We start from the raw sequence: 24,122 nt of genomic DNA on the forward strand, positions 1-24,122 counted from the left end.
TCGAACCCGCACCCTCTGGGTGATCCATCAAACGCGCCCCTCACGGCCATCAACACCATGATTTATATCGGAAATATTGAGATCCTGACAGCAAAATCAGCGATTTACTTGGGGAATGTGGGTTAAGGGCGCGCTCATTCTGCCCGGCGCGATCGATGCGCAGGTGCATTCGCTCAGCCAGAAGGATACGGAGGATTTCATCTGGTCCACCCGTGCCGCGGCGGCGGGTGGTGTGACCACCATTGTCGATATGCCTTATGACGAAGGGCACCTTGTTTGTTCGGCCGAGGCGGTTGCACGCAAGAGCGCTCATGCCGCCGCGCAGGCGCGTGTCGATTTCGCGCTTTATGGCACCATAGATCCTTTGGAAGGCCCGGCGCGGATCGCCGAGCAGGCGGCGGCGGGGGTCGCGGGCTACAAATTTTCCACCTTCGGGACCGACCCGAAGCGTTTCCCGCGTATTCCCGCGCCATTGATGGCGGCATGCTTTGAGGAGGTCGCGCGGACCGGGCTGGCGGCTGGGGTTCACAATGAGCATGATGAATATGTCCGCTGGGCCATGGAAAAGGTGAAGGCGGCGAACATCACCGATTATACCGCGCATGGGCTCTCTCGTCCGCCATTGACCGAATTGCTGGCGATGGCGGAAATTTATGAAATAGGCGCGGCGACCGGATGCCCAGCGCATGTTGTTCATTGTTCCTTGCCGCGTGGATATGAGATCGCGGCATCGTACCGTGCCCAGGGCCATGAGGCGACGGCGGAATGCTTGATCCATTATCTGACTCTGGATGAAGAGAGCGACGCGAAACGCTTGGGGGGACGTTCCAAATGCAACCCGCCCTTGCGCCCGCGCGCCGAGGTTGAAGGGCTGTGGCGGCAAGTTGTCAAAGGCAATGTCACGTTGCTGTCCACCGATCATGTAAGCTGGTCGCTGGACCGCAAGACGAAGCCGGACATGCTTGCCAACGCATCCGGCTTGCCGGGGTTGGAGACGATGATGCCGCTCTTTGTGAAGGGAGCGCAGGAGCGGGGGGTGCCGTTGACCTGGGCGGCGAAGCTGATGGCCGCGAATCCGGCACGGCATTTCCGCATCGATCATGTCAAAGGCGCGCTGAGCGTCGGGCGGGACGCGGATATCGCCGTGTTGACGCCGGAACCTTGGCTTTATGAGGCGGCGGAAAGAGGCAACAGCGTGTCTGGTTGGTCGCCTTATGACGGTATGAAGCTACCTTGGCGTGTGGCGGGTAGCTATTCGCGGGGTGAGTTGGTGTTCGACGGATCCCAGGTGGTGGCGGCTCCTGGGCGTGGGCGCTTTGTGCGCCCGCCGCTGTCCGTGCCGTATACAAGGGCGCGGGCATGAGCAATCTGCCGGCGAAAGCAGGGCGCATCGGCGAGGATATCGCGGCCTTGGCGGCGTTGACCGAACCTGGCCGCCCCTGGACCAGGCGAGCCTTCACACCCTTGCACGCCGAGGGACGAGCCTGGCTTGCCGGACGTATGCGGGGAGCTGGGTTGGAAACCAGGATCGACGAGGCTGGCAATCTCATCGGGCGGCGCATGGGGTGTAACCCCGATGCCGGGGTGCTGATGATCGGTTCGCACTCGGACACCGTGCCTGAAGGTGGGCGCTTCGACGGCATTGCCGGCGTTGTCGCGGGGCTTGAGGTGGCGCGCATATTGGAGGAACGCGGGATCGAGCTGGCTCATGATCTGGAGGTCGTGGATTTTCTCTCGGAGGAGGTTTCGATCTTTGGAGTGTCCTGTGTCGGCAGCCGGGGCATGATCGGCGAATTGCCGGATGATTGGCTGAGCCGCGAGGTGGGTGGGCGCACGTTGCGCGAGGCAATTCGTGAAGCGGGCGGAACGCCGGGAAAAGCTGTGGCAAGGCGCGATATACGTGGATTTCTGGAATTGCACATAGAGCAGGGGCCTGTTTTGGAGGCGCGGCGGCAAAATGTCGGTGTCGTCAGCGCGGTTGCGGGGCTGACGCGTTTTGCCGTGACGATGCGGGGGCGGCCTGATCATGCGGGGACGGCCCCGATGGCCAACCGGGCGGATGCGCTGGTGGAAGCCTCGCGCATCGTTCTGGCCGTGCGCGAGGCGGCAACTGCTTTGTCCTCGAAGGGAGGGCATTTTACCGCAACGGTTGGCGAGATGCGGGTGGAGCCCAATGCCGCGAATGTGGTGCCGGGCCAGGTGACCATGCTGGTCGATGCCCGTGCGTCAGAACGCGAGGATATGGAGACGTTCAGCGGAATCCTCGCGGAGGCTGTCGAAACAGATGGTGGTGAAATCAGGAGATTGTCGGATAACCCACCGGCTCTATTCGATGAGGCGTTGTGCGGTTTGTTGGAAATGGAGGCTTTGGCTCTTGGTGTCGCGCCGCCGCGCATGGTGTCCGGTGCTGGTCATGATGCCGCCTGGATCAGGAAGATTGCCCCGGCGGCGATGCTGTTTGTGCCCTGCCGCGACGGGCGCAGCCATTGCCAGGAAGAATGGGCGGAGAGCGGAGACATCGCGCTGGGTGCTTCGGTTTTGTTCGGGTCGCTGTTGCGGCTGGACCGGTGCCTGGCCGAAGCATGCGAGGCGAGGTGATGTCCAGTTTTCCATTTCTTGAATTGAATCTTTCGTTTTTGCCCGATGGAGACAGATATGCAGGATAAAGCTGAGATCGTACATGAAGAAGATGTGGGAGAAGCGCTTTCCTACGATCTTGCCTATGATGTCGTTCCGCTGAACGAGCGGCGGGGAGCGCTGGGGATGGGGTTGTTATGGCTTGCCACGCAAACCAGCCTGGGCGGCATGTTTATTGGTTTTTCCGCTCAGCAATCGGGCCAGCCGTTTCTGGATCTTCTGTATGGATGCGGCATTGGCACGATCGGGCTGTGTATTTATGGCGTATTGGCTGGTTATCTGGGGGCTGTCACGGGGCAGATGCAGCCTTTCCTGGCGCGTGCCGTGTTTGGCAAGCTTGGCTCCATCCTGGTTTCAATGTTTCTGATCATCATGGGCAGCGGCTGGTATTCATTCCAAGCGGTTTATACCGGCCAGCTTTTGCAAGGCATTGTCCCGTGGCTTACTGTCTCGGCCATTTTGCTGGGGGTTTTGTTCACGGTGCTGATGGCGGTGAATAATATCATCGGTTTCAAGGGAATTGGCGCATTCGGCAGGTTCGTGGCGCCGGTGATTTTGTTCGTGGCGGTCTATGCTCTTGTCAGCACGTTCATGACCACACCGTCCGGCGTTATCTGGGCCACGCCGAAAATGGCCGATACGACCTCGATCATGGCGACGGCGACAATGGTGATTGGCGCGGGAGCCTACGGCAATGAGCCCGATGTGTGGCGCTTCTCCCGACCTGATTTCATGCGTGTCGCGTTGCCGATGATTGTTTCCTATATAATCGGTCTGTTTCTGTTTCCCGTCGCGGGTTGGCTGATGGGGCTTAGCTCCGCGGCATCCAGCCCGTCGGAGCAGGCGCAACTGATCATGCATTGCCTGTTTGGATCCGCGCCGCTGGCCGCGATCATTATCTTGATTTCCCAGTTCGCCTTGAACGACATGAATCTCTATGAGTCGATCAATGCGATGACGAATGTCTTCAATATGAAGCGTTATTATTCAATCGCGGTTTTGGTCGTTGGCGGGTGCCTGCTTTCCGCTTGGATGGCGACCGCGGCAAGTGTCGATGTCTTTTTCATTGTCGCCGGTATCGGTGCCTCGACAGTGCCGACCGCGACCACCATCATGGCGATCGATGTGTTGATTTTGCCAAGGTTGTTTGGCGTGCGGCGCGATTTGTCCGGCGTTGTGGCGTGGAAGTCCTTGAAGACAACGAACTGGGTTGCCATTGCCGCGCTATTGTTTGGTGTGATGGTGTCGATCCTGCTTTCAATTCCCGGCAATGTGATCCCCAATGTTGGGTTGAGCCTGGGGCTGGCGCCGTTTGAGGGTTGGGTCGCCGCCGTGATGTTTTATCTGGTCGGTATTGGCGTGGTGGTCCGTCGGGAGCATCTGCGCGAGATGGTTGGTCTATCGCCAGTGGTGGCTGGTTGAACCAGGCGCAACGATCAGGCGGCCCCGTTTCGAGGGGCCGTTCGTCTGTCGTGTAACGGAAATTGTTGGAGATTGTTCAGTGGCCATGAAGATTGCGAAGGCGAAGTGGATCGTATGTGGTGTTCATGACCGTCATACGCCCGAGATCGTTGAGGATGGTGCTATCCTGCACCAGGACGGTATCATTCGTCAGATCGGGAACGCTGCGGAAATTCTCGCGGAGAATCCTGGCGCTGAAATCCTTGGTTCCGACGATCAGATCATTTTGCCTGGGTTTGTGAATTCACATCATCATGTCGGTCTGACCCCCTTGCAACTGGGCTCGCCGGATCATGCGCTGGAGTTGTGGTTCGCCAGCAGACTTTCAGCGCGCACGGTCGAGCGTTATTTGGACACACTTTATTCCGCTTTTGAGATGATCTCGAGCGGTATTACCACCGTGCAGCATCTTCATGGGTGGACGCCAGGGCCAATCGAGGAAATTTTTGGCACGGCTCAGCAAATTCTGAAGGCGTATCGGGATATAGGCATGCGGGCCTCGTATTCTTATGCCGTGAGGGACCAGAATCTGTTTGTCTATGACAGCGACGAGGCCTTGCTGGCGACCCTGCCGGAGGGGCTGTCCGCGCGAATGGCGGCTTTTCTGAAGCCAAAGCAGATTTCCCTGTCTGACCATCTCAAGCTTTACGATATGCTGGTGGACGCCAATGCGGGGCAAAGCCTCACCAGGATTCAATTGGCGCCGGCCAATCTGCACTGGTGCAGCGACACGGCCTTGTCTGAAATTGTCAGCCGGTCGCAACGTGATCGGGCGCCAATGCATATGCATCTTCTGGAAACGCCCTATCAGAGGGAATATGCACGGCGCAGGACGGGAACCACGGCGGTCAGGCATCTTGAAAAACTGGGGCTGCTTAGTCCGCGCCTGACATTGGGCCATGCTGTATGGCTGACGGAGGAGGATATCGATCTTGTCGCGCATACGGGGGTGTGCGTTTGCCATAATTGCAGTTCCAATTTCCGTCTGCGCAGCGGCTTGGCGCCGTTGAATCTTTATGAGAAGAAAAATGTGCGTCTGGCCGTCGGTATCGATGAGGCGGGGCTGAACGACGACCGGGACATGTTGCAGGAGATGCGGTTGATTCTGAGGGCGCATCGCACACCGGGAATGGATGATATGCCCCCCACTTGCCCGCAGGTTCTTCGCATGGTCACGGAGGATGGCGCCTTGACCACGCCGTTTGGCGGGCAGATAGGCCGCCTGGCGCCGGGCCGTTATGCGGATTTCGTGGTCATTAATCATAAGCGTGCTTTTTATCCCTATCAGGACGATCTGATTCCGGTTCTGGATGCGATCATTCAGCGGGCGAAGACGAGCGCGGTCGATGCCACGATTATCAATGGCCAGACCGTTTATGAACAGGGGCGGTTCGTGAATATCGACCGTGACAAGGTTTTGGCTGAGATTGAAGAAATGCTGAGCCGGCCAAGGACCGATGCGGAGAGGGGGTTGATAACCCTGTCCGAAGGCATGCAGGATTATGTCAGGCGGTTTTACGATGGGTATTTTACCGCACCCGAAAATAGCCAGTATTATCGCCTGTCTTCCAAAAGCTGATGGAGGTTTGGGCATGAACCGTTCGATTCTCGTGATCAACCCGAATGCCAACCAAGATGTGACGGATGGTTTGAGGCGGGCCTTGGCGTCGTTCAGCCTGCCGGGAAGGCTTGCGATCGAATGCCTGACATTGGCCGAGGGGCCGTTCGGCATCGAGACGCAGAGCGATGTTGAGCGCGTGGCGATGCCGCTGGCTGGCCTGGTGCGCGGCAGGGCGGATGCCGATGCCTTCGTGATCGCCTGTTATTCCGACCCGGGAATCGATGTTTGCCGTTCTGTCACATCCAAGCCGGTTTTCGGGATTCAGGAAAGCGGCATCCTGACGGCCATGACACGGGGAGAACGGGTGGGCGTCATTGCCTTGTCCGATGCGTCGGTGCCCCGGCATAGGCGCTATGTGCGGCGTATGGGGGTTGAGAGCCGTGTCGCGGGGGAGTGTGCCATTAACAGATCCGTCGATGAGAGCGCCAGTGCCGAGGATATGCTGGTGGTTTTGACGAAAGCCGGGCGGTGTTTGATGGCGGATGGCGCCGATGTCATCGTGCTGGGCTGTGCGGGCATGGCGCGGCACCGCGCGGGGGTGGAGGCGGCTTTGGGGATTCCTGTGATCGATCCCGTGCAGGCTGCCGTGGCGATGGCTTTGGGGGCCGTGCTGGCCGCCATGACTGGGGCGGTGGAATAGCCCTGTTTGTTTTAGTGGGCGTTCCTGGGGTGGATGGTTTGTCTGGTTCGGGATCGCCCGTGGCTGTTGCCGCTCGAATGGGGCGTGGCTTGGATAAGGCGGGGCGTTGCGTCCTGAATTTATATTACAACGGGCATTTTCGCGGAGGGTATCTTTTGGGTGGGTTTTGATCTGAATCAAGGGAGCCAAAAAAGATGCATAATAAATACATCTTATGTGCCGGCAAGCACATTTTGGGACGGTCTTGTCATCAGAGGATGAACCACATGTTTTGTTTTCAGTGCGAGCAGACGGCGCGGGTGGATGGTCTTTCCGGTTGTGCCAGCGCCAAGGGTGTCTGCGGCAAGGATGAAACCACGGCGGATTTGCAGGATCTTTTGATCTATCAGCTCAAAGGGATCGGCCAGTTGAGCGAACGCCTGCGCCAGGTTGCGGCCCCGGATCATGCCGCGGACAGTTTTACGCTTTATGCGTTGTTCACCACGCTTACCAATGTCAATTTCAACCGTGCGGTTTTTACCGGGCTGATCGCCGAGGCGGCGCGGATCCGGGACCGGTTGCGCGCTGCCGTGGCCGCCGCCGGAGGTGAGCTGGAGGCGTTGAGCCAGGCTGTGGAATTTCAACCCGCCGTGGATCTGGCGGGGCTTTTGGCTCAGGCGAATATCGCTTCTATCCGCGCGGGGCTGGATCTGGCGGGCGAGGATGTGATCGGGCTGCGGGCGTTGCTCTTATATGGTCTTAAAGGTGTTGCGGCTTATGCGCATCATGCGGAGGTTCTAGGTGAGGCGCGCGATGAAATTTATGCGGGCTTGGCCCATGCGCTGGCTTTTCTGGCAACCGAGCCTGTCGATATTCAGGCGTTGCTGGACGAGACCCTGGCGCTTGGGCGGTTGAATTTCACGGTCATGGAGACGCTGGATGCGGCCAATACCGGGCGTTTTGGCATGCCCACGCCAAGCCCGGTGCGTATTTTGCCGGTGCGGGGCAAGGCCATTCTGGTTTCGGGACATGACCTGGGAGATCTGTGGACCATCCTGGAAGCCACAAAGGACACAGGTATCAATGTCTACACGCATGGTGAGATGCTGCCCGCCCATGGTTATCCTGGGTTGCGCGCCTATCCTCATCTGGCGGGAAATTATGGCACGGCCTGGCAGGATCAGCAGCAGGAATTCGCAACCTTCCCCGGGCCCATTGTCATGACCTCCAACTGCCTGATTGAGCCGCAGCCGGCTTACCGCAACCGGCTTTTCACCACCGGGCCGGTCGGTTGGCCGGGCATCCGCCATATCGCCAATGCCGACTATACGCAGGTGGTGCGAGCCGCCTTGGCCATGCCGGGCTTTACCGAAACCTTGCCGGAGAAGACCATTCTCGTCGGTTTTGCGCGCAATACCGTGCTGGGAGTGGCGGACAAGGTGATCGACGCCGTGAAGAAAGGCGATATTCGCCATTTCTTCCTGATCGGCGGTTGTGACGGCGCGGCGCCCGGGCGCAATTATTATACGGATTTCGCCGACCAAGCGCCCAAGGATACGATGCTTCTCACTTTGGGATGCGGCAAATACCGGTTCAACATGCATGAGCATGGCGAAGTCGCTGGATTGCCGAGGCTGCTGGATATTGGGCAATGCAACGACACATATTCGGCCATTCAAATTGCAACCGCGCTGGCCAATGCTTTCGGCTGCGGCGTGAATGACCTGCCGTTAACTCTGGTCGTTTCCTGGTTCGAACAGAAAGCCGCGGCCGTGCTGCTGACCTTGCTGGCGCTTGGGATCCGCAATGTGCGGTTGGGGCCCAGCCTGCCGGCCTTCTTGACGCCGGCTTTGCTGGACGTGCTGGTTGAAAAATTCGGTATCCAGCCGATCACCACGGCAGGGGCCGATATTCAGGCCGCCCTGACCCGCCAGGCATCGTGACAACACTCCTCATTGTCCCGGGCGCGCCGGTGCCAGGGCGGAAGGAAGGGCCGATATGAATGTGATCTTGATCGCCAATGATTCGGCGCGGGTGGAGTTTCCTTGCGCGCCAGGGCAGGACGTTGTGACGGCGGCGCAAGCGGCGGGGTTTTACCCGCCCGCCATGTGCCGGGAGGGAAGCTGCGGCCTCTGCGCCGCGCATATAGTGGAAGGCGCCTACCAGATGGGCCCGCATAACGCGAAGGCCCTGCCTGCGGGGCCGGACGGGGTGCTGCTGTGCCGTTGTCTGCCGGATGGGGATGTAACCGTGGCGGTGCCGTATGCCGGGGAGCAGATTCGCCGGCACCAGGTGCCTGAGCGTGCGGCGCTTATCGCCGGGATTGAGCGCGTCGCGGCCGATATTGTGGCGCTGAGTTTAGACCTGCTCCCGGATCCGGAATTGGGGCAGGGGGCGGATTTCATCCCTGGGCAGTATATGGAATTATGCGTTCCCGCCACGGGGGTGCGGCGTGCTTATTCCCTGGCCAATTTGCCGAATTGGGAAGGGCGGTTGGATTTTCTGATCCGGCTGGTGCCAGGGGGCGCTTTTACCGGTTGGCTGGCGAAAGACGCCAAGCCTGGCGATGAGTTGCAGGTGAGGGGCGCGCTGGGGGCGTTCATGCTGGATGAAGCCAGCCCGCGGCGGCGTGTGCTGGTGGGGGGCGGCTGCGGTTTGGCCCCCATTCTGGCCATGCTCCGCCATATGGCGGAATTTCAGGACACGATCCCCGTGCATCTGATTTACGCTGTCGGCCAGGAGGATGAATTGCTGGCGGAGGAGGTGTTTGGCGGGCTGTGCCAGGCATTGCCACAGCTTGGGATCACGCGGGCGGTTTGGCGTGCGCGCCCTGGCTGGCCTGGCTTCGCGGGTAACGCGGCGCAGGCGCTGGCGGCGCATTTGGACGAGTCTGACGCGGAGATGGATATTTATGTTTGCGGGCCGCCACCCATGCTGGAGGCGGTTGAAGCCGTGGCGATGGAGCGCGGGGTGCCGGCGGAGCGGGTTTTCACCGAGCGTCTGCCGCATTGAAGCGCGGCGCCGCGCTTGGTAATATGGGCCATGCGTCTCACCAAGTTCACCGATTATGGCCTCCGGACTTTGATTTATCTGGCGCTGGCGCCGGACAGGCTGGCCATGATCGCTGAAATTGCCGAGGCCTATGAGATTTCCGAAAATCATATGGTCAAGGTGGTGCATCGTCTGGGGCAGGCTGGGCTGGTGGAGACGCTGCGGGGTCGGCATGGCGGGTTGCGGCTGGCCTGCCCGGCGGAGCAAATCGGCCTGGGCGATGTCGTGCGGGCGTTGGAGCAGGACTTGGCCCTGGCTGAATGCCAGGGGGGGGGAGGGTGCGCGATTCGTGGCGCCTGCCGGCTGGAATCGATTCTGGACGAGGCGCTGGCCGCTCTTCTGGCGGTTCTCGACCGTTACACCCTGGCCGATGTCGCCACGCCTCAGAGCAGCGTCCTGCTGCGCAAGCTGAAAATCATGGCCAAGGATGCAGACGTAAGGCCTTGAGCGATGGCGCGGGGACGGGAAATACAGGCTGTCCGCTTGCCCAAACATGCGAGAATCGCGCAAAAAGGCCGCACGCAGGGTGATGGGGATGTTTTGGTGATGCCGGATGATGTGCGCCGCGCGGCGAGCCGTGCCAGCAAGGCCGCGAGTCGAAAACCAAAATATATGCTCGAAGAGCAGATCGGTTTTATTTTACGCCAGGCCACGCAGCGCCATGTGGTTCTCTTTGGCGGCATGATCCCGTCAGGTGTGACGCCGACGCAGTTTTCGGTGATCAATATGCTGGACCGGTTGGGGCATTGTTCGCAGAATCAGCTGGGGCGCCTGGTGGCCATGGATGCCGCGACCGTCAAGGGGGTGATTGACAGGCTGAGCGCCAAGGGGATTACCCAGACTGAACCAGACCCCAACGATGCACGGCAGATCCTGGTGTCTCTGACGCTGGAGGGAAAGGCGCTGGCGGCGGAGTGCCTGAAGGCCGCGATCCAGATTTCCGAAGAGACGCTGGCGCCGTTGACCCAGGCGGAACAGAAAAGATTGCTGGGTCTGTTAAAGAAGATCATCTAAAGCGGTTTTGCGGGATCAGCCGGGGGATGGACATCCGGTCCCGCGGGCTTTGACGGCCCTGTTTCAGGCCGGGGCGCGGCGATTTTTAGAAGCTTTAACGGAAATGACGCTCAATTGAGCCTGGCTGGCTAATATTTAGCCGTATGTGAAACCTGCTTGTTCAGTCTGTGTTTTGTGGGGGGTAAAAAAGCGGTTCGCACCCAAAATTGTTGGTTGACGCGCGCCAAGGGCTGGGATTACTCATTTGTATACGAATAATATGATCGTGCCGTCATCAAGATGATGCGGCATGGGGATGAGTGGTAAAAAGCGGGGATCAGAATGACGGACATTTCTGAATGGCCACCCGTATAGGGCGCGCCGATTGAGGTATTTCCCGGTGTGGGTTCGTTGCCGCCCGCCGCGAGGAACTGCCTGTCTTCATCGATGGCCGCATGAGCGGCGTGTTTCATGGGTTTGCCTGTGCCGGTGCACCGTGGTGTTCTGGCGCGCGCTCGGCGCGGATTGCGCGGCGGCTTTATTTTAGGAGGCTTATATGAATCTTAAGCGTCGTCATCTTTTGGCCGCCTCGGCGGCTTCCTTGAGTGTTCCTTATATCGCGAAAGCCGCGAGCGCCGATCCGATCGTGATCGGTGAGGTCAACAGCTATTCCACATTTCCGACATTCACAATTCCCTACCGCAATGCGATGAACATGGCGGTGGAGGAGATCAACGCCAAGGGCGGGGTGGGCGGCAGGCCGCTGAAGCTGATCACGAAGGATGATGGCGCGAACCCGCAAGACGCCATTCGCGCCGCGACCGAGCTGGTGCGCAGCGAGCGTGTCAATATGCTGGCGGGCGGGTTTTTGTCCAATGTCGGGTTGGCGCTCAGCTCTTTCGCCAAGCATGCCAAGACGCTTTACGTGGCCAGTGAGGCATTGAGCAACGCGCTGACCTGGAAGGACGGAAACGCCAACACATTCCGCCTGACGCCGTCCATTTATATGCTCGTGGCGATGATGATCGACGATGCCGCCAAGCTGCCCGCCAAAAAATGGGCCACGGTGGCGCCGAATTATTCCTATGGCACCTCCGCCGTCGACACGTTCAAGCGGCTGCTCAAGGCCAAGCGCCCGGATGTCACCTTTGTTGCCGAGCAGTGGCCAACACTTGATCAGATCGATGCGCCAGCCACCGTCGCGGCGCTGGCCGCCGCCGAGCCGGATGGCATTTTCAACGCCACCTTCGCCTCGGATCTCGTCGCTTTCGTGAGGCAGGGTAACACCACCGGGCTGTTCAAGAACCGCTCCGTCGTTTCGCTGATCACGGGTGAGCCGGAATATCTGGATTCCCTGGGATCCGATACGCCCGACGGTTGGATTGTCACCGGTTATCCTGGTGCCGCCTATACCGCGCCGGGCAATGTCGCGTTTGTCGATATGTATAAGAGCCATTTCAAGGACGACCCGGATTGGGGCGCGGTGATCGGTTATACGCTCATTCAATCCATCGCGGCGGGCGTCAAGCGCAGCGCCAGCCTCTCTCTGACGGATCTGGAGCAGGGGTTCGCGGGGGCGAGCTTCCCGACGCCATTCGGCGAATGCCTGTATCGCGCCATCGATCATCAAAGCACGCTGGGCGCTTTTGTCGGCAAGTTGGCGCAAGAGAACGGAAAGGGCAAGATGGTCGATTTCCGCTATGTCGATGGCGCCAGCGTGCTTCCGCCCGACGCGGTCGTGGAAACACTGCGCCCGAAGAGCTGAGTCATAAAACGCAGATGATCCTTTTTCAAATCTTGACTGCCCTGGGAACAGCCTCCTCGCTGTTTCTGGTGGCGGCGGGGCTGACCGTTATTTTCGGGGTTACCCGTGTCGTGAACTTCGCCCATGGCAGCCTCTACATGCTGGGCGCTTATGTGGGGTGGGTCGTTCTGTCGCACCTGCCTCAGACCGTTCCGGCTTTTGTTCTTGGTTGTCTGCTGACCGCCGTGTTCATCGGTCTGCTGGGGGTGGGCATTGAAATGTTCGTTCTCCGCCGGCTTTATAAAGTGCCGGAGCTTTATCAGCTCTTGGCGACGTTCGGCATTGTGCTGATCGCGGGGAATGTCGTGCAATTGCTGTGGGGGGCGCGGGTTGTCACCTTGCCGCGCGCGCCCTGGATGCAGGAGACGATTCCGGTTTCCGGCCAGCTTTTCCCGTTATATTCGCTGGTGATGATGATTGTCGGCCCGGTGGTGCTGCTGTTGTTGTGGCTGCTCTTTACCCGGACACGCTGGGGAGCGCTGGTGCGCGCCGCCACGGAGGACCGTGAGATGGTCGGCGCGCTCGGTATCCGCCAGAATATTCTGTTCACCACCGTATTCGGGTTGGGCGCGGCCTTGGCCGGGCTTTCCGGCGCATTGTCCTTGCCGCAGGTCGCCGCCACATCGCAAATGGCGCTCTCGGCCGTGTCCGATGCGTTCGTCATCGTCGTCATTGGTGGCCTTGGCAGTGTCGCGGGCGCGTTTCTCGCCAGCCTGCTCATCGCGGTTTTGGAAACTTTTGGCGCCATCGTCATTCCGCAATATGTCATGGTCGCGGTGTTCGCCGTCATGGCGGTGGTTTTGGTGCTCAAGCCCAACGGGTTGCTTGGCCGTGCCGGATGTGGCGGGCGTGGCGTGGGCGATGTGCCGCGTCTTGTGGTCGGTGCCGACGGGCTGGTGATCGGGCTGGGGGCCGCTGCTTTCGTCGCGGCGTGCTTGGTGCCGGTTTTCGACACGGGTTATGTGCTATCCGTGATGCAGGATGCGCTGATCGCCATGCTGTTCGCCGCGAGCCTGCATTTTGTCATGGGCCCTGGCGGCATGCCGAGTTTCGGTCATGCGGCCTGGTTTGGTCTTGGGGCTTATGGGGCGGCCTTGACGGCCTCCGCCTGGAATTTGCCGATGTCGGAAGCGATCCCCGCGGGGGTCGTTGTCGCTGGGGTGTGCGCTGCCCTGGTGGGCGTTTTCATGATCCGTCTGTCAGGCATCTATCTCGCCATGCTCACTTTTGCCTTTGCGCAGGTGATCTGGGCCCTGGCCACGCAGATGACGGCCTTGACCGGCGGGGATAACGGCATTCTGAATCTATGGCCGGACAGCATCTTTGAGTCCGCCGCCGGGTTTTATGCCCTGGTGCTGGTATTGAGCGTGGGCGGGGTTCTGCTATTGCGCCGGATCCTGTTTTCGCCTTTCGGTTTTGCCTTGCGCGCGACGCGCGATGCCCCGGCCCGCGCTTCGGCGTCGGGCATTCCGGTGGGGTTGGTGCGCCATGCCGCTTTCACCATTTCCGGTGCGTTCGCCGCGCTTGCCGGCGGGTTGTTCGCGTTTGCCAAGGGAAGTGTCTTTCCCACCTATGTCAGCGTCTCGCATTCGGTGGATGCGCTGATCGTCGTGCTGCTCGGCGGCATCCAGACCTTGGCGGCCCCGGTCGTCGGGGCGCTGGTCTATACGGGGCTGCGTGATTATTTGCAGGCGGCGACCAACGTTTGGCCGATGTTGCTCGGGATTTCGATCATCCTCATGGTCAGTCTGTTTCCGCAAGGTATCGGCGGCGCGGCCGAGCATTGGCGGGCACGCCTTGGGGCTGCCGCCGGAAAGCGGAAGGGTTGAGCATGGCGCACATGACAAAGACCCTTCAGGTCAACCATCTGCGCAAGGCCTTTGGTGGCGTCATGGCGGTGGACGACATCTCTTTCGAGGTTGCCGAAGGTGAGATGCTGGCGTTGATTGGGCCGAACGGCGCGGGAAAATCCACCTGCTTCAACATGGTCGGGGGGCAGTTTCCACCGAGTGGGGGTAATATTCTGCTGAAGGGCGAGCAGGGGGAGGCCGTGTCGATCGCCGGTATCGGTGCCCGGCGTATCTGGCGGCTTGGCGTCGGGCGCACCTTCCAGATCACCGCGACCTTCACCTCCATGACCGTGCGGCAGAACGTGCAGATGGCCTTGCTGGCCCGCAGGAACATGATCTGGAAATTTTGGGCGCGTGCCAATGATCTTTTGAAGGATGAAGCGCAGACCCTGCTGGAGACGGTCGGGCTGCGGGATCAGGCGGAGCGCGCGGCGGGGATTCTCGCTTATGGGGATCTGAAACGGCTGGAGCTGGCCATTGCGCTGGCGGGACAACCGAAGCTCCTGCTGATGGATGAACCGACGGCGGGCATGGCTTCGGGCGAACGGACGGCGCTGATGGCGCTGGTGCGCGGGCTTGTTTCCAGAACGGGAATTTCCGTTCTTTTTACCGAGCATGACATGGATGTTGTGTTCGACGTGTCGGACAGGATTTTGGTTCTCGATCGAGGCCGTCTGATCGCTGCGGGTACGGGGGGGGGAGATCAAGGCGAATGAACAGGTCCGCGCCATCTATCTTGGCACGGGCCGCACGAGCGGGGGGCATTGATGCTCGATATTTCAAAGCTTGTGGTGGCTTATGGCCAGGCCGTCATTTTGCAAGGGGTGGATTTCACGGTCCGGCGGGGCGAGGTGCTGGCTTTGCTGGGCCGCAATGGCGCGGGCAAGAGCACGACCTTGAAATCCATCATGGGGCTGGTCCGGCCGGTCAGCGGTCAGGTGCGGTTTTCCGGCAAGGATATTACCGGTGCCGAACCATATAAGATCGCCCGGCAAGGCATTGGCTATGTGCCGGAGGAACGGCGGATTTTCGCTGAATTGACGGTCATGGAGAATCTTGAAATCGGCCGGCAGGGCGCGCGCGATGGTCGTGCCTGGACGGAAGCGGAGTTGTTTGAGATTTTTCCGAATTTAGGCCGCATGCGCGCGCGCCGCGGTGGCGCGATGAGTGGCGGCGAGCAGCAGATGCTGACCATCGCCCGGACCTTGATGGGAAATCCGAGCCTCGTATTGCTGGATGAGCCGAGCGAAGGGCTTTCTCCATTGATTGTCGAGCAGATGGCGGAAGCGATTCAGCTTTTCAAGAAACGTGGCATCACCGTTTTGCTCGCCGAGCAAAATCTGCATTTCACCGAATATCTCGCCGACGATGCCGTGATCATGGAAAAGGGACGCATTGTCTGGTCCGGCGGGATGAAAAATCTGATGGCTGATACAGGATTGCAGGAACGTTATCTTGCCGTCTGAAATGCTAAAAACTTTTTGCGTTGCATAGTTTTGTTTGTATACAAACAAAAGGATGATGGCTGATCGCCAGCGATTTGTTTTTCGGAAAAGAAGGTTTGTCGTGGAACAGGTTGAAAAAATCGAAATTGCGGTGATTGGCGCCGGGCTCGGCGGCGCGGCGGCGGCGGCATTGCTGCATCAAGCGGGTTTCAGTGTTCATGCGTTCGAGCAGGCGCCGGTGTTCGACCGTCTGGGCGCTGGTATCCATGTCGGGCCGAATGTCATGAAGGTGTTCCGTCATCTTGGAATCGAGGAGGCGTTGTCCAAGATCGGCTCGCATCCGGATTATTGGTTTTCCCGCGATGGGCGCAGCGGCGATTATCTGTCGCGCATCAAGCTCGGGGATTTCGCGCTCAAGGAATATGGCGCGCCTTATATCACCATTCATCGCGGTGACATGCATGCCGTGCAGATGGGCCTGCTGCCGGACAGCCAGGTGCATTTCGACCATCGCCTCGTCGGGCTTGAGGAGCGTGAGGAAGGGGTGCTGCTGAAGTTCGAGAATGGCGCTCAATATATCGCGCGGCTGGTGGTGGGGGCGGATGGAATTAACTCCACCATCCGGGAGGTTTTGCTCGGCGCGGAGAAGCCGCGTTACTCCGGCTGGGTGGGGCACCGCGCGCTGGTGAATGTCGGAAAGCTGCGCGCCAGCGGCTTGGAATTCGAGGCGTGCGTGAAATGGTGGTGGGAGAAGTCCCGTCATATCATGGCCTATGATACCAAGGGCGATGGGTCCGAATATTATTATGTCACGGGCGTGCCGGATCAGGCATGGGACTATGGGACGAGCTTTGTCGATTCGTCGCGGGAAGAGATGGAAGAGGTGTTCGGCGACAATGCGCATCCCGTCGTGGCGGCGCTGATCAATGCCACCACCACCGTGACCAAATGGCCTTTCTATAACCGGGATCCGCTCAGCTTGTGGTCGCGCGGCCGGCTGTGCCTGCTGGGCGATGCCTGCCATCCGATGCGTCCGCACATGGCCCAGGGGGCTTGCATGGCGATCGAGGATGCGACCGTGCTGATGCGCTGCCTCTCCGGTCAGGGATTGGAGCATTACGAGGAGGCGTTCAAGCTTTACGAACGCACGCGCCGGGAGCGCGCCACCAAGGTGCAGACGATCTCCAATGCCAATACATGGCTGAAAATGCCTGAGGATCCCGCCTGGGTCTATTCCTACGACCCGCTGAGCGTGCCGCTGGGATAAATGTGCATGAGCGTTGCCGTATCGGCTTTAAGGTCCACGCATGGATGAGGCACCGACCATCGGGTTGTGGGTGAACGGCGCATGGCACGAGGTGGCCGTGCCGCCGGGCACGGCCCTGCTTCATGTCCTGCGGAACGATCTGCGGCTGAACGGCCCAAAATATGGTTGTGGGTTTGGGGAATGCGGTGCCTGCACGGTGCTCATCGGCGGGCGGGCGGCGCGTGCTTGCTGCACGCCTGTTTCGCAGGTGGGGGCGTTGCCTGTCGTCACGCTGGAAGGGTTGGTGAAGGACGGTGTGCTGGACGAGGTGCAGCACGCTTTCGTTCAGGAGCAGGCCGCGCAATGCGGATATTGCCTGAACGGCATGATCATGACGGTGCGCGCGTTGTTGGATGCGGGGGGAGCGCGGACGCTCGATGAGATCAAGCGTGCCTTGCGCTTCAATCTTTGCCGCTGTGGCGCGCATGTGGAAATTCTGCGCGCCGCCTGCCGTGTGTGCGGAGTCGTGCTGGAAGAGGGCATGCCATGACGGGGTTTCTTGAAATCGTCCGTGCTGGCATGGCCCCCAAGGGGCTCTCCGCCCGGCCGGGGCAGAAGATCGAGGACCTGCCCGACGAATTGTTTTTGCGGTTGGATGAGACGGGGGGCGCCACCGGCTATTGCGGCCATGTGGATCTTGGCACCGGCATCCGCACCGCGCTTGCGCAGATCATCGCCGAGGAGCTGGATCTGCCTTTCGCCCAGGCCACCATGGTGTTGGGTGACACAGACAAGGTGCCCAACCAAGGTGCCACGATCGCCAGTGAGACCATCCAGGTCACGGCTGTGCCGTTGCGCAAGGCCGCCGCGCAGGCGCGGCTGATTCTCATCCGCCTGGCCGCGTTGCGTGCCGGGGTGGAGCCGGAGGCTCTGCGCACGGAGGATGGTCAGGTGCTTGGCCCCGAGGGCGGCAATGTGCGTTTCGCCTATGGCGAACTGCTGACGGGCCAGGCCGTGCGCGAGCATCTGGATGATGGCGTGAGGGTGAAAGACCCGGCCGACTACAAAATCGTTGGCGCTCATGTGCCACGCGTGGATATTCCCGATAAAGTCGCGGGTCTGGCGGTTTATGTGCATGATGTGCGTGTGCCCGGCATGCTGCATGGCCGTGTCGTTCGTCCGCCTTATGGTGGCTGGGACCATGGGCCCTTTTTTGGCCGCAGCCTGCTGGCGGTCGACCGCGAGGCGGTGGCCGGGATGCCGGGTTTCGTGCAGCTGGTGGTCGAGGGCGATTTCATCGCCGTGGTGGCCGAGCGCGAGGAGCAGGCGCAGGCCATCGCCGAGGCGCTGCCGGTGCAATGGGCGCCGCTGCCGCCCATGCCGGATCTTTCCGATATTGAGGAGGCCTTGCGCCAGAACCCGGATTCTCCGCGTGTGGTGCGCGAGGACGGCGATCTTGGCGCCGCGTTCGATGGGGCGCCGATCGATCTTCAGCGCCGTTATCTGTGGCCCTACCAGATGCACGGGTCCATTGGTCCATCCTGTGCCGTGGCCGCGTGGCGCGAGGGCAGGCTGACAGTCTGGTCCGGCACGCAGAACCCGCATATGCTGCGCGCGGATATCGCGCTGCTGACCGCTTTGCCGGAAGGCGCGATCGAGATTGTCCGGCATGAGGCGGCGGGCTGCTATGGCCGCAATTGCGCCGACGATGTGTCCGGCGATGCCGCCTTGCTAACCTTGAAATTAGGCCGCCCGGTGCGTGTGCAGCTTACCCGTGAGCAAGAGCATGTCTGGGAACCGAAAGGGGCGGCCCAGCTCATGGACGTGCGCGGTGCCGCCGACGCGGATGGCAGTTTGCGCGGCTATGAGTTCAGTACGCGCTATCCATCCAATGTCTCGCCGCTGCTGAGCCTGGTGCTCACCGGCATCGTGCCCGCCATGCCGGTCTCCGTGCCGATGGGCGACCGTACCTCCGTGCCGCCTTATGATTACGGCGCCAAGAAGATCACGGTCCATGACATGGCCCCCATCGCCCGCGCCTCTTGGTTTCGTGGCGTTTCCGCCATGCCCAACAGTTTCGCGCATGATTGCTTCATCGACGAGCTGGCGGCGGCGGCGCGAGAAGACCCCATCGCCTACCGGCTGAAACATCTGCCGGATGAACGCGCGAAGGATTTGCTCACGGCCGTGGCCGAGCGCGCGGGCTGGCGGCCCCGGCCCGGCCCGGCGAAGGCCGATGCGCAAGCGCGGATTCTGCGCGGGCGCGGGGCTGCCTACGCGCAATATGTCCATGGCACCTTTCCCGGCGTGCCAGCGGCCTGGAGCGCGTGGATCGCGGATGTGGAGGTGGACCGCGCCACCGGCCAAGTGGCGGTCACGCGCGTGGTGGTGGGGCAGGATTCCGGCATGATGGTCAATCCATCCGGGGTGCGCCATCAGATCGAAGGCAATGTCATCCAATCCGTCAGCCGCGCGCTGAAGGAGGAGGTGCGGTTTGATGAGACCGGCGTGGAGGCGAAGGAGTGGGGCGGCTATCCGATCCTGACTTTCCCTGAAATGCCGCAGGTCGATGTGCTGATGGTGCCAAGGCAGGATCAGCCGCCCATGGGGGCGGGGGAGTCGGCGTCCGTTCCCAGTGCCGCCGCCATCGCCAATGCGCTTTACGATGCCACGGGGGTGAGGTTCTACGAGTTGCCCTTTACGCCGGAGCGCGTGAAGGCCCGGCTGGATGAGGCCTTGCCCCTGTCTCCCGGGCTTGAGACGCCTTCCGTTCCGGTGGCGCTGCCGCGGACCGGCCGGAAGGGGCCAGCCGCGACCGGCTGGGCGCGGCGCGTGAGCCGGCTGGCAAAGGGGTCGGCGCTTGCCGGGCTGGCGGCGGGCTGCGCGGCACTGGGAGCCTTCGCCACGGGCATGTTGCCTGTGCGGGCCGCCATTGCGCCAATTGCCAAGCCGGATGTGGCGCTGTTCTCCCAAGCCGCCATCGAGCGTGGGCGCCTGGTGGCGGCGGCGGGGGATTGCGCGGTCTGCCACACAGCCCCCGGCGGCACACCGATGGCGGGTGGATTGAAGCTGGAAACGGCATTTGGCACCATTGTCACCACCAACATCACGCCGGATGTGAAAACCGGCATCGGGGCCTGGTCTTACCCGGCCTTCGCCCGGGCAATGCGTGAGGGGATAGGCCGCGACGGCAAGCATCTCTATCCGGCTTTTCCTTACCCCTCCTTCGCGAAGATCGACGAAAACGACATGCAGGCGCTTTATGCCTATCTCATGTCCTTGCCGCCGGTGCGCAGCACGCCCCAGCCGAGCGCGTTGAAATTCCCCTATAATCAGCGATGGCTGATGGCGGGGTGGAACACGCTGTTCGCCAGCACGGCGCCGTTCACGCCAGATCCCACGAAAAGCGCGGCTTGGAATCGCGGCGCCTATCTGGTGGAGGGGGCGGGGCATTGCAGCGCTTGCCACACGCCACGTAACGCGCTGGGGGCGGAGCGGCTCAAAACCGCTTATCTTGGCGGCGGCGAGGCGGAAGGCTGGGACGCGCCGGCGCTCTCCGGCCTGTCGCGTTCGCCTGTCCCCTGGACAGAACAGGATGTTTACGATTACCTGCGCACCGGGTTTTCCGCGCGCCATGGCCCCGCCGCCGGTCCCATGGCGCCGGTTGTGGAGGAGATGCGGCATCTGCCGGATGCGGATGTGCGCGCCATTGCCGAATATATTGCGTCGTTCGACACGCGCTCCGAAGCCGCCAGCGCCACGCAGCTTGACGAGGCGGCGGCCCAACGCCTGACCGCCACGGCGGGCGCTTCGCCCGGGGGGCGGATTTTCTCCGGCAGTTGCGCCGCTTGTCATGAAGGGGAGGCGCCGTTCATGTTCGGCAACCGCCCATCCCTGGCGCTCAACAGCAATCTTTTCGCCAAGACCCCGGATAATCTGATCCGCGTGATCCTGAACGGGTCTTCCTCCGCCTTGCCCGGCGGTGGCGCCATGCCCGCTTTCGGCAAGGTGCTGAATGACAGGCAGCTTGCCGATCTCATCGCCTATTTGCGCGAGACCTTCGCGCCAGGGGAGCCGGGATGGAAAGACCTGCCAGCCCATATCGCCGCGATCCGTGGAGCGGTTCAGTGAGAAAACAAGGGAGTTTTCCGAATGCCCGTGAGTGACAAGCAATTATTCGAGGCTTGGATGGAGGTTCTGACTTTATCCGAGCTTCAAGCCGGACAAAGTGTAACGATCCTCACCTCCTCAAATACGCATCCGCAGACATTGGCCATGGCCAGTCTCGCGGCCCAGCATAAGGGGGCCATCGTCAACCGGCTGGATCTGCCGCCGGTGAATGGGGAGAAATCCCTCACCCGCGATCTGTTGTCTTATTTCGGCACCACGCCGCTCACGGGCAACAAGGCGGCGCTTGCCGCGTTGAAGGAGAGCGATTTGGTGCTGGATCTCATGGTTCTGCTTTTCTCCAAGGAGCAGCACGAGATTCTGGCGGGCGGCACGAAGATCCTGCTGGCCGTGGAGCCGCCCGAAGTGCTGGTGCGCATGGTGCCGACGCAAGAAGACCGGGCCCGCGTGCTGAAGGCCTCCGCCCGCCTGCGCGCGGCCAAGGAGATGCGCGTGACCTCCACCGCGGGGACGGATGTGCGCTTCGCGCTGGGGGATTTTCCGATTCTCGAAGAATATGGCTTTACCGACAAGCCAGGCCGCTGGGACCATTGGCCGAGCGGGTTTCTTGCCACCTGGTCCAACGAGGGCACGGCGCAAGGCACCATCGTGCTCGACCGCGGGGATATATTGCTGCCGCAAAAATCCTATGTGACCGAGCCGGTGACACTCACTGTCCAGAATGGCTATGTCACCAAGATCGAAGGCGGGCTCGACGCGGACTTGCTCAGCGAATATATGGCGAGTTTCAACGATCCCGAAAGCTACGCTATCTCGCATATTGGTTGGGGGTTGCAGGAGCGCGCCCACTGGTCGGTATTGTCGCTTTATGACCGTGAGGCGACCACGGGCATGGATGGCCGCGCCTTTGCCGGGAATTTCCTCTGGTCCATGGGGCCGAATAACGAGGCGGGCGGCACCCGTGAGTGCGCCTGCCATATCGATATTCCGATGCGCAACTGCACCGTGACGCTGGATGGCGAGGAGATGGTGGTGGCCGGCAAGGTGTTGCCCGCCGGTGGTGGAAAGGCATGAGATAATGAGTGAGGTTGAAATCTATCAGCGCCAGGGCTTTGGCGGCGCCATCGATCTCGTCGGTGGGATCGGTCTGCTGATCGTCGATTTCGTGAATGGCTTCGCGGACCCGGGTGCTTTTGGCGGTGGCAATATTCCGCCGGCCATCGCACGCACGACAACATTGCTGGCGCAAGCGCGCCGGCGTGGCTGGAAAATCGCGCATACCCGCATCGTCTTTGCCGATGACGGGGCGGATGCCAATATCTTCTCGCTAAAAGTGCCGAGTTTGCTGAAACTTACGGAGAGCAACCCGCAAAGCCAGATCGTGCCGGAGCTTGCGCCGGCGCGCGGGGAGTATGTGGTGCGCAAGACCGTGCCCTCGGCTTTTGCCGGCACCGCTCTGGCGTCCTGGCTGTCCTCGCGCGGGATTCAAAGCCTGGTGGTGGCGGGTTGTGTCACCAGCGGCTGCGTGCGTGCCTCGGTGCTGGATGCGATGCAGCTCGGTTTCCGCCCCTTTATCGTTTCCGATTGCGTGGGCGACCGCGCCATCGGTCCGCATGAGGCCAACCTCTTTGACATGGCGCAGAAATGCGGCGAGGTGCTGAGCCTTGACGATTTGCTGGCCCGTCTGAACTGAAACTGATCGAGACCATGAACAAGATTTATAAAATCGGGCAGATCGTGCCCTCCTCCAACACAACCATGGAAACGGAAATTCCGGCGATGCTGTGCGCGCGCGAGCTGATCCGCCCGGAGCGTTTCACTTTTCATTCCGCGCGCATGCGCATGAAGCATGTGAAGAAGGAAGAGCTGGCGGCGATGGACGCGCACAGCGACCGCTGCGCGGAAGAGCTGAGCGATGCCGCGGTGGATGTTCTCGGCTATGCCTGCCTGGTGGCCATCATGTCCATGGGACTGGGTTATCATCGTGAATCCCAGGCCCGTCTGGGCAAGGTCACCGAGGCCAATGGCCATCCGGCTCCCGTGGTCACCAGCGCGGGCGCACTGGTGGAGGCGCTGAAGGTGATGGGGGCGAAGAAGATCGCGGTGGTCACGCCCTATATGAAACCGCTGACCAAGCTGGTGGTGGATTACATCGCCCATGAGGGGTTCGAGGTGCTGGATTCCATCGCGCTTGAGATCCCGGACAATCTGGATGTCGCCCGGCACGATCCCGCCAGGCTGCCGGGTATCGTCTCCGGCCTGGATTATAAGGATGCCGATGTGATCGTGCTTTCCGCCTGCGTGCAGATGCCGTCCCTGGCTTCCGTCGCCAAGGTCGAGGCGCTGACAGGTAAACCTGTTATCTCCGCCGCCATCGCCACGACCTATCAAATGTTGAAGGCGCTGAAACTGGAGCCGGTGGTGCCCGGTGCCGGCGCGTTGCTCTCGGGGGCTTATTGAGATGGGTGCATGTCTTTACGGCGCGAATATCCAGGCCAACGGCATCCGCCAGCATTATCTGCGTTATGGCGGCAAGGGGCAGCCGCTTTTACTGATTCCAGGCATCACGAGCCCGGCCATCACCTGGGGGTTCGTGGCGGAGGCGCTGGCCGAGCGCTTCGATGTCCATGTGCTGGATGTGCGCGGACGGGGGCTTTCTGAAACCGGTCCGCATCTGGCCTATGATCTCGACAGCTATGCCGCCGATGCCGCCGCCGTCATCGCGGGGCTGGAGCTGAAGGAATGCATTGTGCTCGGTCATTCCATGGGGGCGCGCATCGCGTTGCGGTTGGGCCATAACGCTCCCGCCAATATTGCCCGCATGGTACTGGTGGACCCGCCGGTCAGCGGCCCTGGCCGGCGTGAATATCCCGCCAAGCTGCCTTGGTATGTGGAGTCCATCCGGCAATCGCTGAAAGGCATGAGTGCCGAGGAGATGCGCGCCTTCTGTCCCACCTGGACGCAAGAGCAGCTGCAATTGCGCGCCGAATGGCTGCATACCTGCGACGAGGCCGCCGTGGTGGAAACCTTTGAGCGCTTCCATACGGAAGATGTTCATCAGGATGTGCCGCATATTCCGTGCCTGGCCTTGCTGATGGTCGCCATGCGCGGCGGCGTCATTCTGCCCGAGGATGAGGAGGAGCTGAAATCCCTCTCAGGCCAAATCACCGTCGCGCATGTGCCGGATGCGGGGCATATGATCCCCTGGGATAATTTCGATGGATTTATCCAGACCGTCATGAATTTCATGCGGCCGGCGGGATAGGA

Annotated in this window: 21 protein-coding genes; 20 read left to right on the forward strand and 1 reads right to left on the reverse strand. The window is 61.0% G+C overall.

Annotated features, from left to right (window positions below):
• Nucleotides 1–115 precede the first annotated feature (115 nt).
• From AB7D48_RS10560 to AB7D48_RS10600, 9 genes are all read left to right on the forward strand, one after another.
• On the forward strand, nucleotides 116–1,363 hold the full coding sequence (locus tag AB7D48_RS10560; RefSeq protein WP_427978658.1) for a dihydroorotase: 1,248 nt from the start codon (nucleotides 116–118) through the stop codon (nucleotides 1,361–1,363).
• Nucleotides 1,360–2,598, forward strand: coding sequence for a Zn-dependent hydrolase (locus AB7D48_RS10565; protein ID WP_427978660.1), 1,239 nt, complete (start codon nucleotides 1,360–1,362; stop codon nucleotides 2,596–2,598). The genes AB7D48_RS10560 and AB7D48_RS10565 overlap by 4 nt, the downstream gene beginning before the upstream one ends.
• Before the next feature lie 57 nt (nucleotides 2,599–2,655).
• Nucleotides 2,656–4,059 (forward strand): cytosine permease, encoded by a 1,404-nt coding sequence (locus tag AB7D48_RS10570; protein ID WP_427978662.1) that lies wholly within the window; start codon nucleotides 2,656–2,658, stop codon nucleotides 4,057–4,059.
• Between the two features lie 85 nt (nucleotides 4,060–4,144).
• Nucleotides 4,145–5,677, forward strand: a complete 1,533-nt coding sequence (locus tag AB7D48_RS10575; RefSeq protein WP_427978664.1) for an amidohydrolase family protein — start codon at nucleotides 4,145–4,147, stop codon at nucleotides 5,675–5,677.
• Between the two features lie 13 nt (nucleotides 5,678–5,690).
• Nucleotides 5,691–6,359, forward strand: a complete 669-nt coding sequence (locus AB7D48_RS10580; RefSeq protein WP_427978666.1) for an aspartate/glutamate racemase family protein — start codon at nucleotides 5,691–5,693, stop codon at nucleotides 6,357–6,359.
• Nucleotides 6,360–6,625: 266 nt separating this feature from the next.
• Nucleotides 6,626–8,281 (forward strand): hydroxylamine reductase, encoded by a 1,656-nt coding sequence (hcp, locus tag AB7D48_RS10585; RefSeq protein ID WP_427978668.1) that lies wholly within the window; start codon nucleotides 6,626–6,628, stop codon nucleotides 8,279–8,281.
• Between the two features lie 55 nt (nucleotides 8,282–8,336).
• Nucleotides 8,337–9,350 carry an FAD-binding oxidoreductase gene (locus AB7D48_RS10590; RefSeq protein WP_427978670.1) on the forward strand — a complete coding sequence of 338 codons (1,014 nt, stop codon included), beginning with the start codon at nucleotides 8,337–8,339 and terminating at the stop codon, nucleotides 9,348–9,350.
• A gap of 30 nt (nucleotides 9,351–9,380) precedes the next feature.
• Complete coding sequence (locus AB7D48_RS10595; protein WP_427978673.1) at nucleotides 9,381–9,836, forward strand: Rrf2 family transcriptional regulator; 456 nt, start codon at nucleotides 9,381–9,383, stop codon at nucleotides 9,834–9,836.
• A gap of 99 nt (nucleotides 9,837–9,935) precedes the next feature.
• On the forward strand, nucleotides 9,936–10,403 hold the full coding sequence (locus tag AB7D48_RS10600) for a MarR family winged helix-turn-helix transcriptional regulator (RefSeq protein ID WP_427978675.1): 468 nt from the start codon (nucleotides 9,936–9,938) through the stop codon (nucleotides 10,401–10,403).
• A 236-nt stretch (nucleotides 10,404–10,639) separates the two neighbouring features.
• On the opposite strand, the gene AB7D48_RS10605 is transcribed toward AB7D48_RS10600, so the two are convergent.
• On the reverse strand, nucleotides 10,640–10,855 hold the full coding sequence (locus tag AB7D48_RS10605; protein WP_427978678.1) for a hypothetical protein: 216 nt from the start codon (nucleotides 10,853–10,855) through the stop codon (nucleotides 10,640–10,642).
• Between the two features lie 83 nt (nucleotides 10,856–10,938).
• On the opposite strand from AB7D48_RS10605, the gene AB7D48_RS10610 reads away from it, so the two are divergent.
• From AB7D48_RS10610 to AB7D48_RS10660, 11 genes are all read left to right on the forward strand, one after another.
• Nucleotides 10,939–12,147 (forward strand): ABC transporter substrate-binding protein, encoded by a 1,209-nt coding sequence (locus AB7D48_RS10610; protein WP_427978680.1) that lies wholly within the window; start codon nucleotides 10,939–10,941, stop codon nucleotides 12,145–12,147.
• Between the two features lie 32 nt (nucleotides 12,148–12,179).
• Entirely contained in the window at nucleotides 12,180–14,015 is a 1,836-nt protein-coding gene (locus tag AB7D48_RS10615; RefSeq protein ID WP_427978683.1) for an ABC transporter permease, read from the forward strand.
• 11 nt (nucleotides 14,016–14,026) lie between these two features.
• Nucleotides 14,027–14,752 carry an ABC transporter ATP-binding protein gene (locus tag AB7D48_RS10620; protein ID WP_427978685.1) on the forward strand — a complete coding sequence of 242 codons (726 nt, stop codon included), beginning with the start codon at nucleotides 14,027–14,029 and terminating at the stop codon, nucleotides 14,750–14,752.
• A 51-nt stretch (nucleotides 14,753–14,803) separates the two neighbouring features.
• On the forward strand, nucleotides 14,804–15,502 hold the full coding sequence (locus tag AB7D48_RS10625; protein WP_427978688.1) for an ABC transporter ATP-binding protein: 699 nt from the start codon (nucleotides 14,804–14,806) through the stop codon (nucleotides 15,500–15,502).
• A 100-nt stretch (nucleotides 15,503–15,602) separates the two neighbouring features.
• Nucleotides 15,603–16,748, forward strand: coding sequence for an FAD-dependent monooxygenase (locus tag AB7D48_RS10630; protein WP_427978691.1), 1,146 nt, complete (start codon nucleotides 15,603–15,605; stop codon nucleotides 16,746–16,748).
• A gap of 40 nt (nucleotides 16,749–16,788) precedes the next feature.
• Nucleotides 16,789–17,277, forward strand: a complete 489-nt coding sequence (locus tag AB7D48_RS10635; protein ID WP_427978693.1) for a (2Fe-2S)-binding protein — start codon at nucleotides 16,789–16,791, stop codon at nucleotides 17,275–17,277.
• Entirely contained in the window at nucleotides 17,274–20,858 is a 3,585-nt protein-coding gene (locus tag AB7D48_RS10640; protein ID WP_427978696.1) for a molybdopterin cofactor-binding domain-containing protein, read from the forward strand. The genes AB7D48_RS10635 and AB7D48_RS10640 overlap by 4 nt, the downstream gene beginning before the upstream one ends.
• Nucleotides 20,859–20,879: 21 nt before the next feature.
• The gene (locus AB7D48_RS10645; RefSeq protein WP_427978698.1) at nucleotides 20,880–21,929 is read left to right on the forward strand and encodes a 2,5-dihydroxypyridine 5,6-dioxygenase; all 1,050 of its coding nucleotides are present in this window, start codon (nucleotides 20,880–20,882) and stop codon (nucleotides 21,927–21,929) included.
• A gap of 4 nt (nucleotides 21,930–21,933) precedes the next feature.
• Nucleotides 21,934–22,548: an isochorismatase family protein gene (locus AB7D48_RS10650; RefSeq protein WP_427978701.1), complete on the forward strand. Its 615-nt coding sequence runs from the start codon at nucleotides 21,934–21,936 to the stop codon at nucleotides 22,546–22,548.
• Nucleotides 22,549–22,562: 14 nt separating this feature from the next.
• Nucleotides 22,563–23,315 (forward strand): maleate cis-trans isomerase family protein, encoded by a 753-nt coding sequence (locus AB7D48_RS10655; protein WP_427978703.1) that lies wholly within the window; start codon nucleotides 22,563–22,565, stop codon nucleotides 23,313–23,315.
• Between the two features lies 1 nt (nucleotide 23,316).
• Nucleotides 23,317–24,120, forward strand: coding sequence for an alpha/beta fold hydrolase (locus tag AB7D48_RS10660; protein ID WP_427978705.1), 804 nt, complete (start codon nucleotides 23,317–23,319; stop codon nucleotides 24,118–24,120).
• Nucleotides 24,121–24,122: the final 2 nt, after the last annotated feature.

It is taken from the genome of Acidocella sp., from assembly GCF_050253495.1.
Classification (GTDB): domain Bacteria; phylum Pseudomonadota; class Alphaproteobacteria; order Acetobacterales; family Acetobacteraceae; genus Acidocella.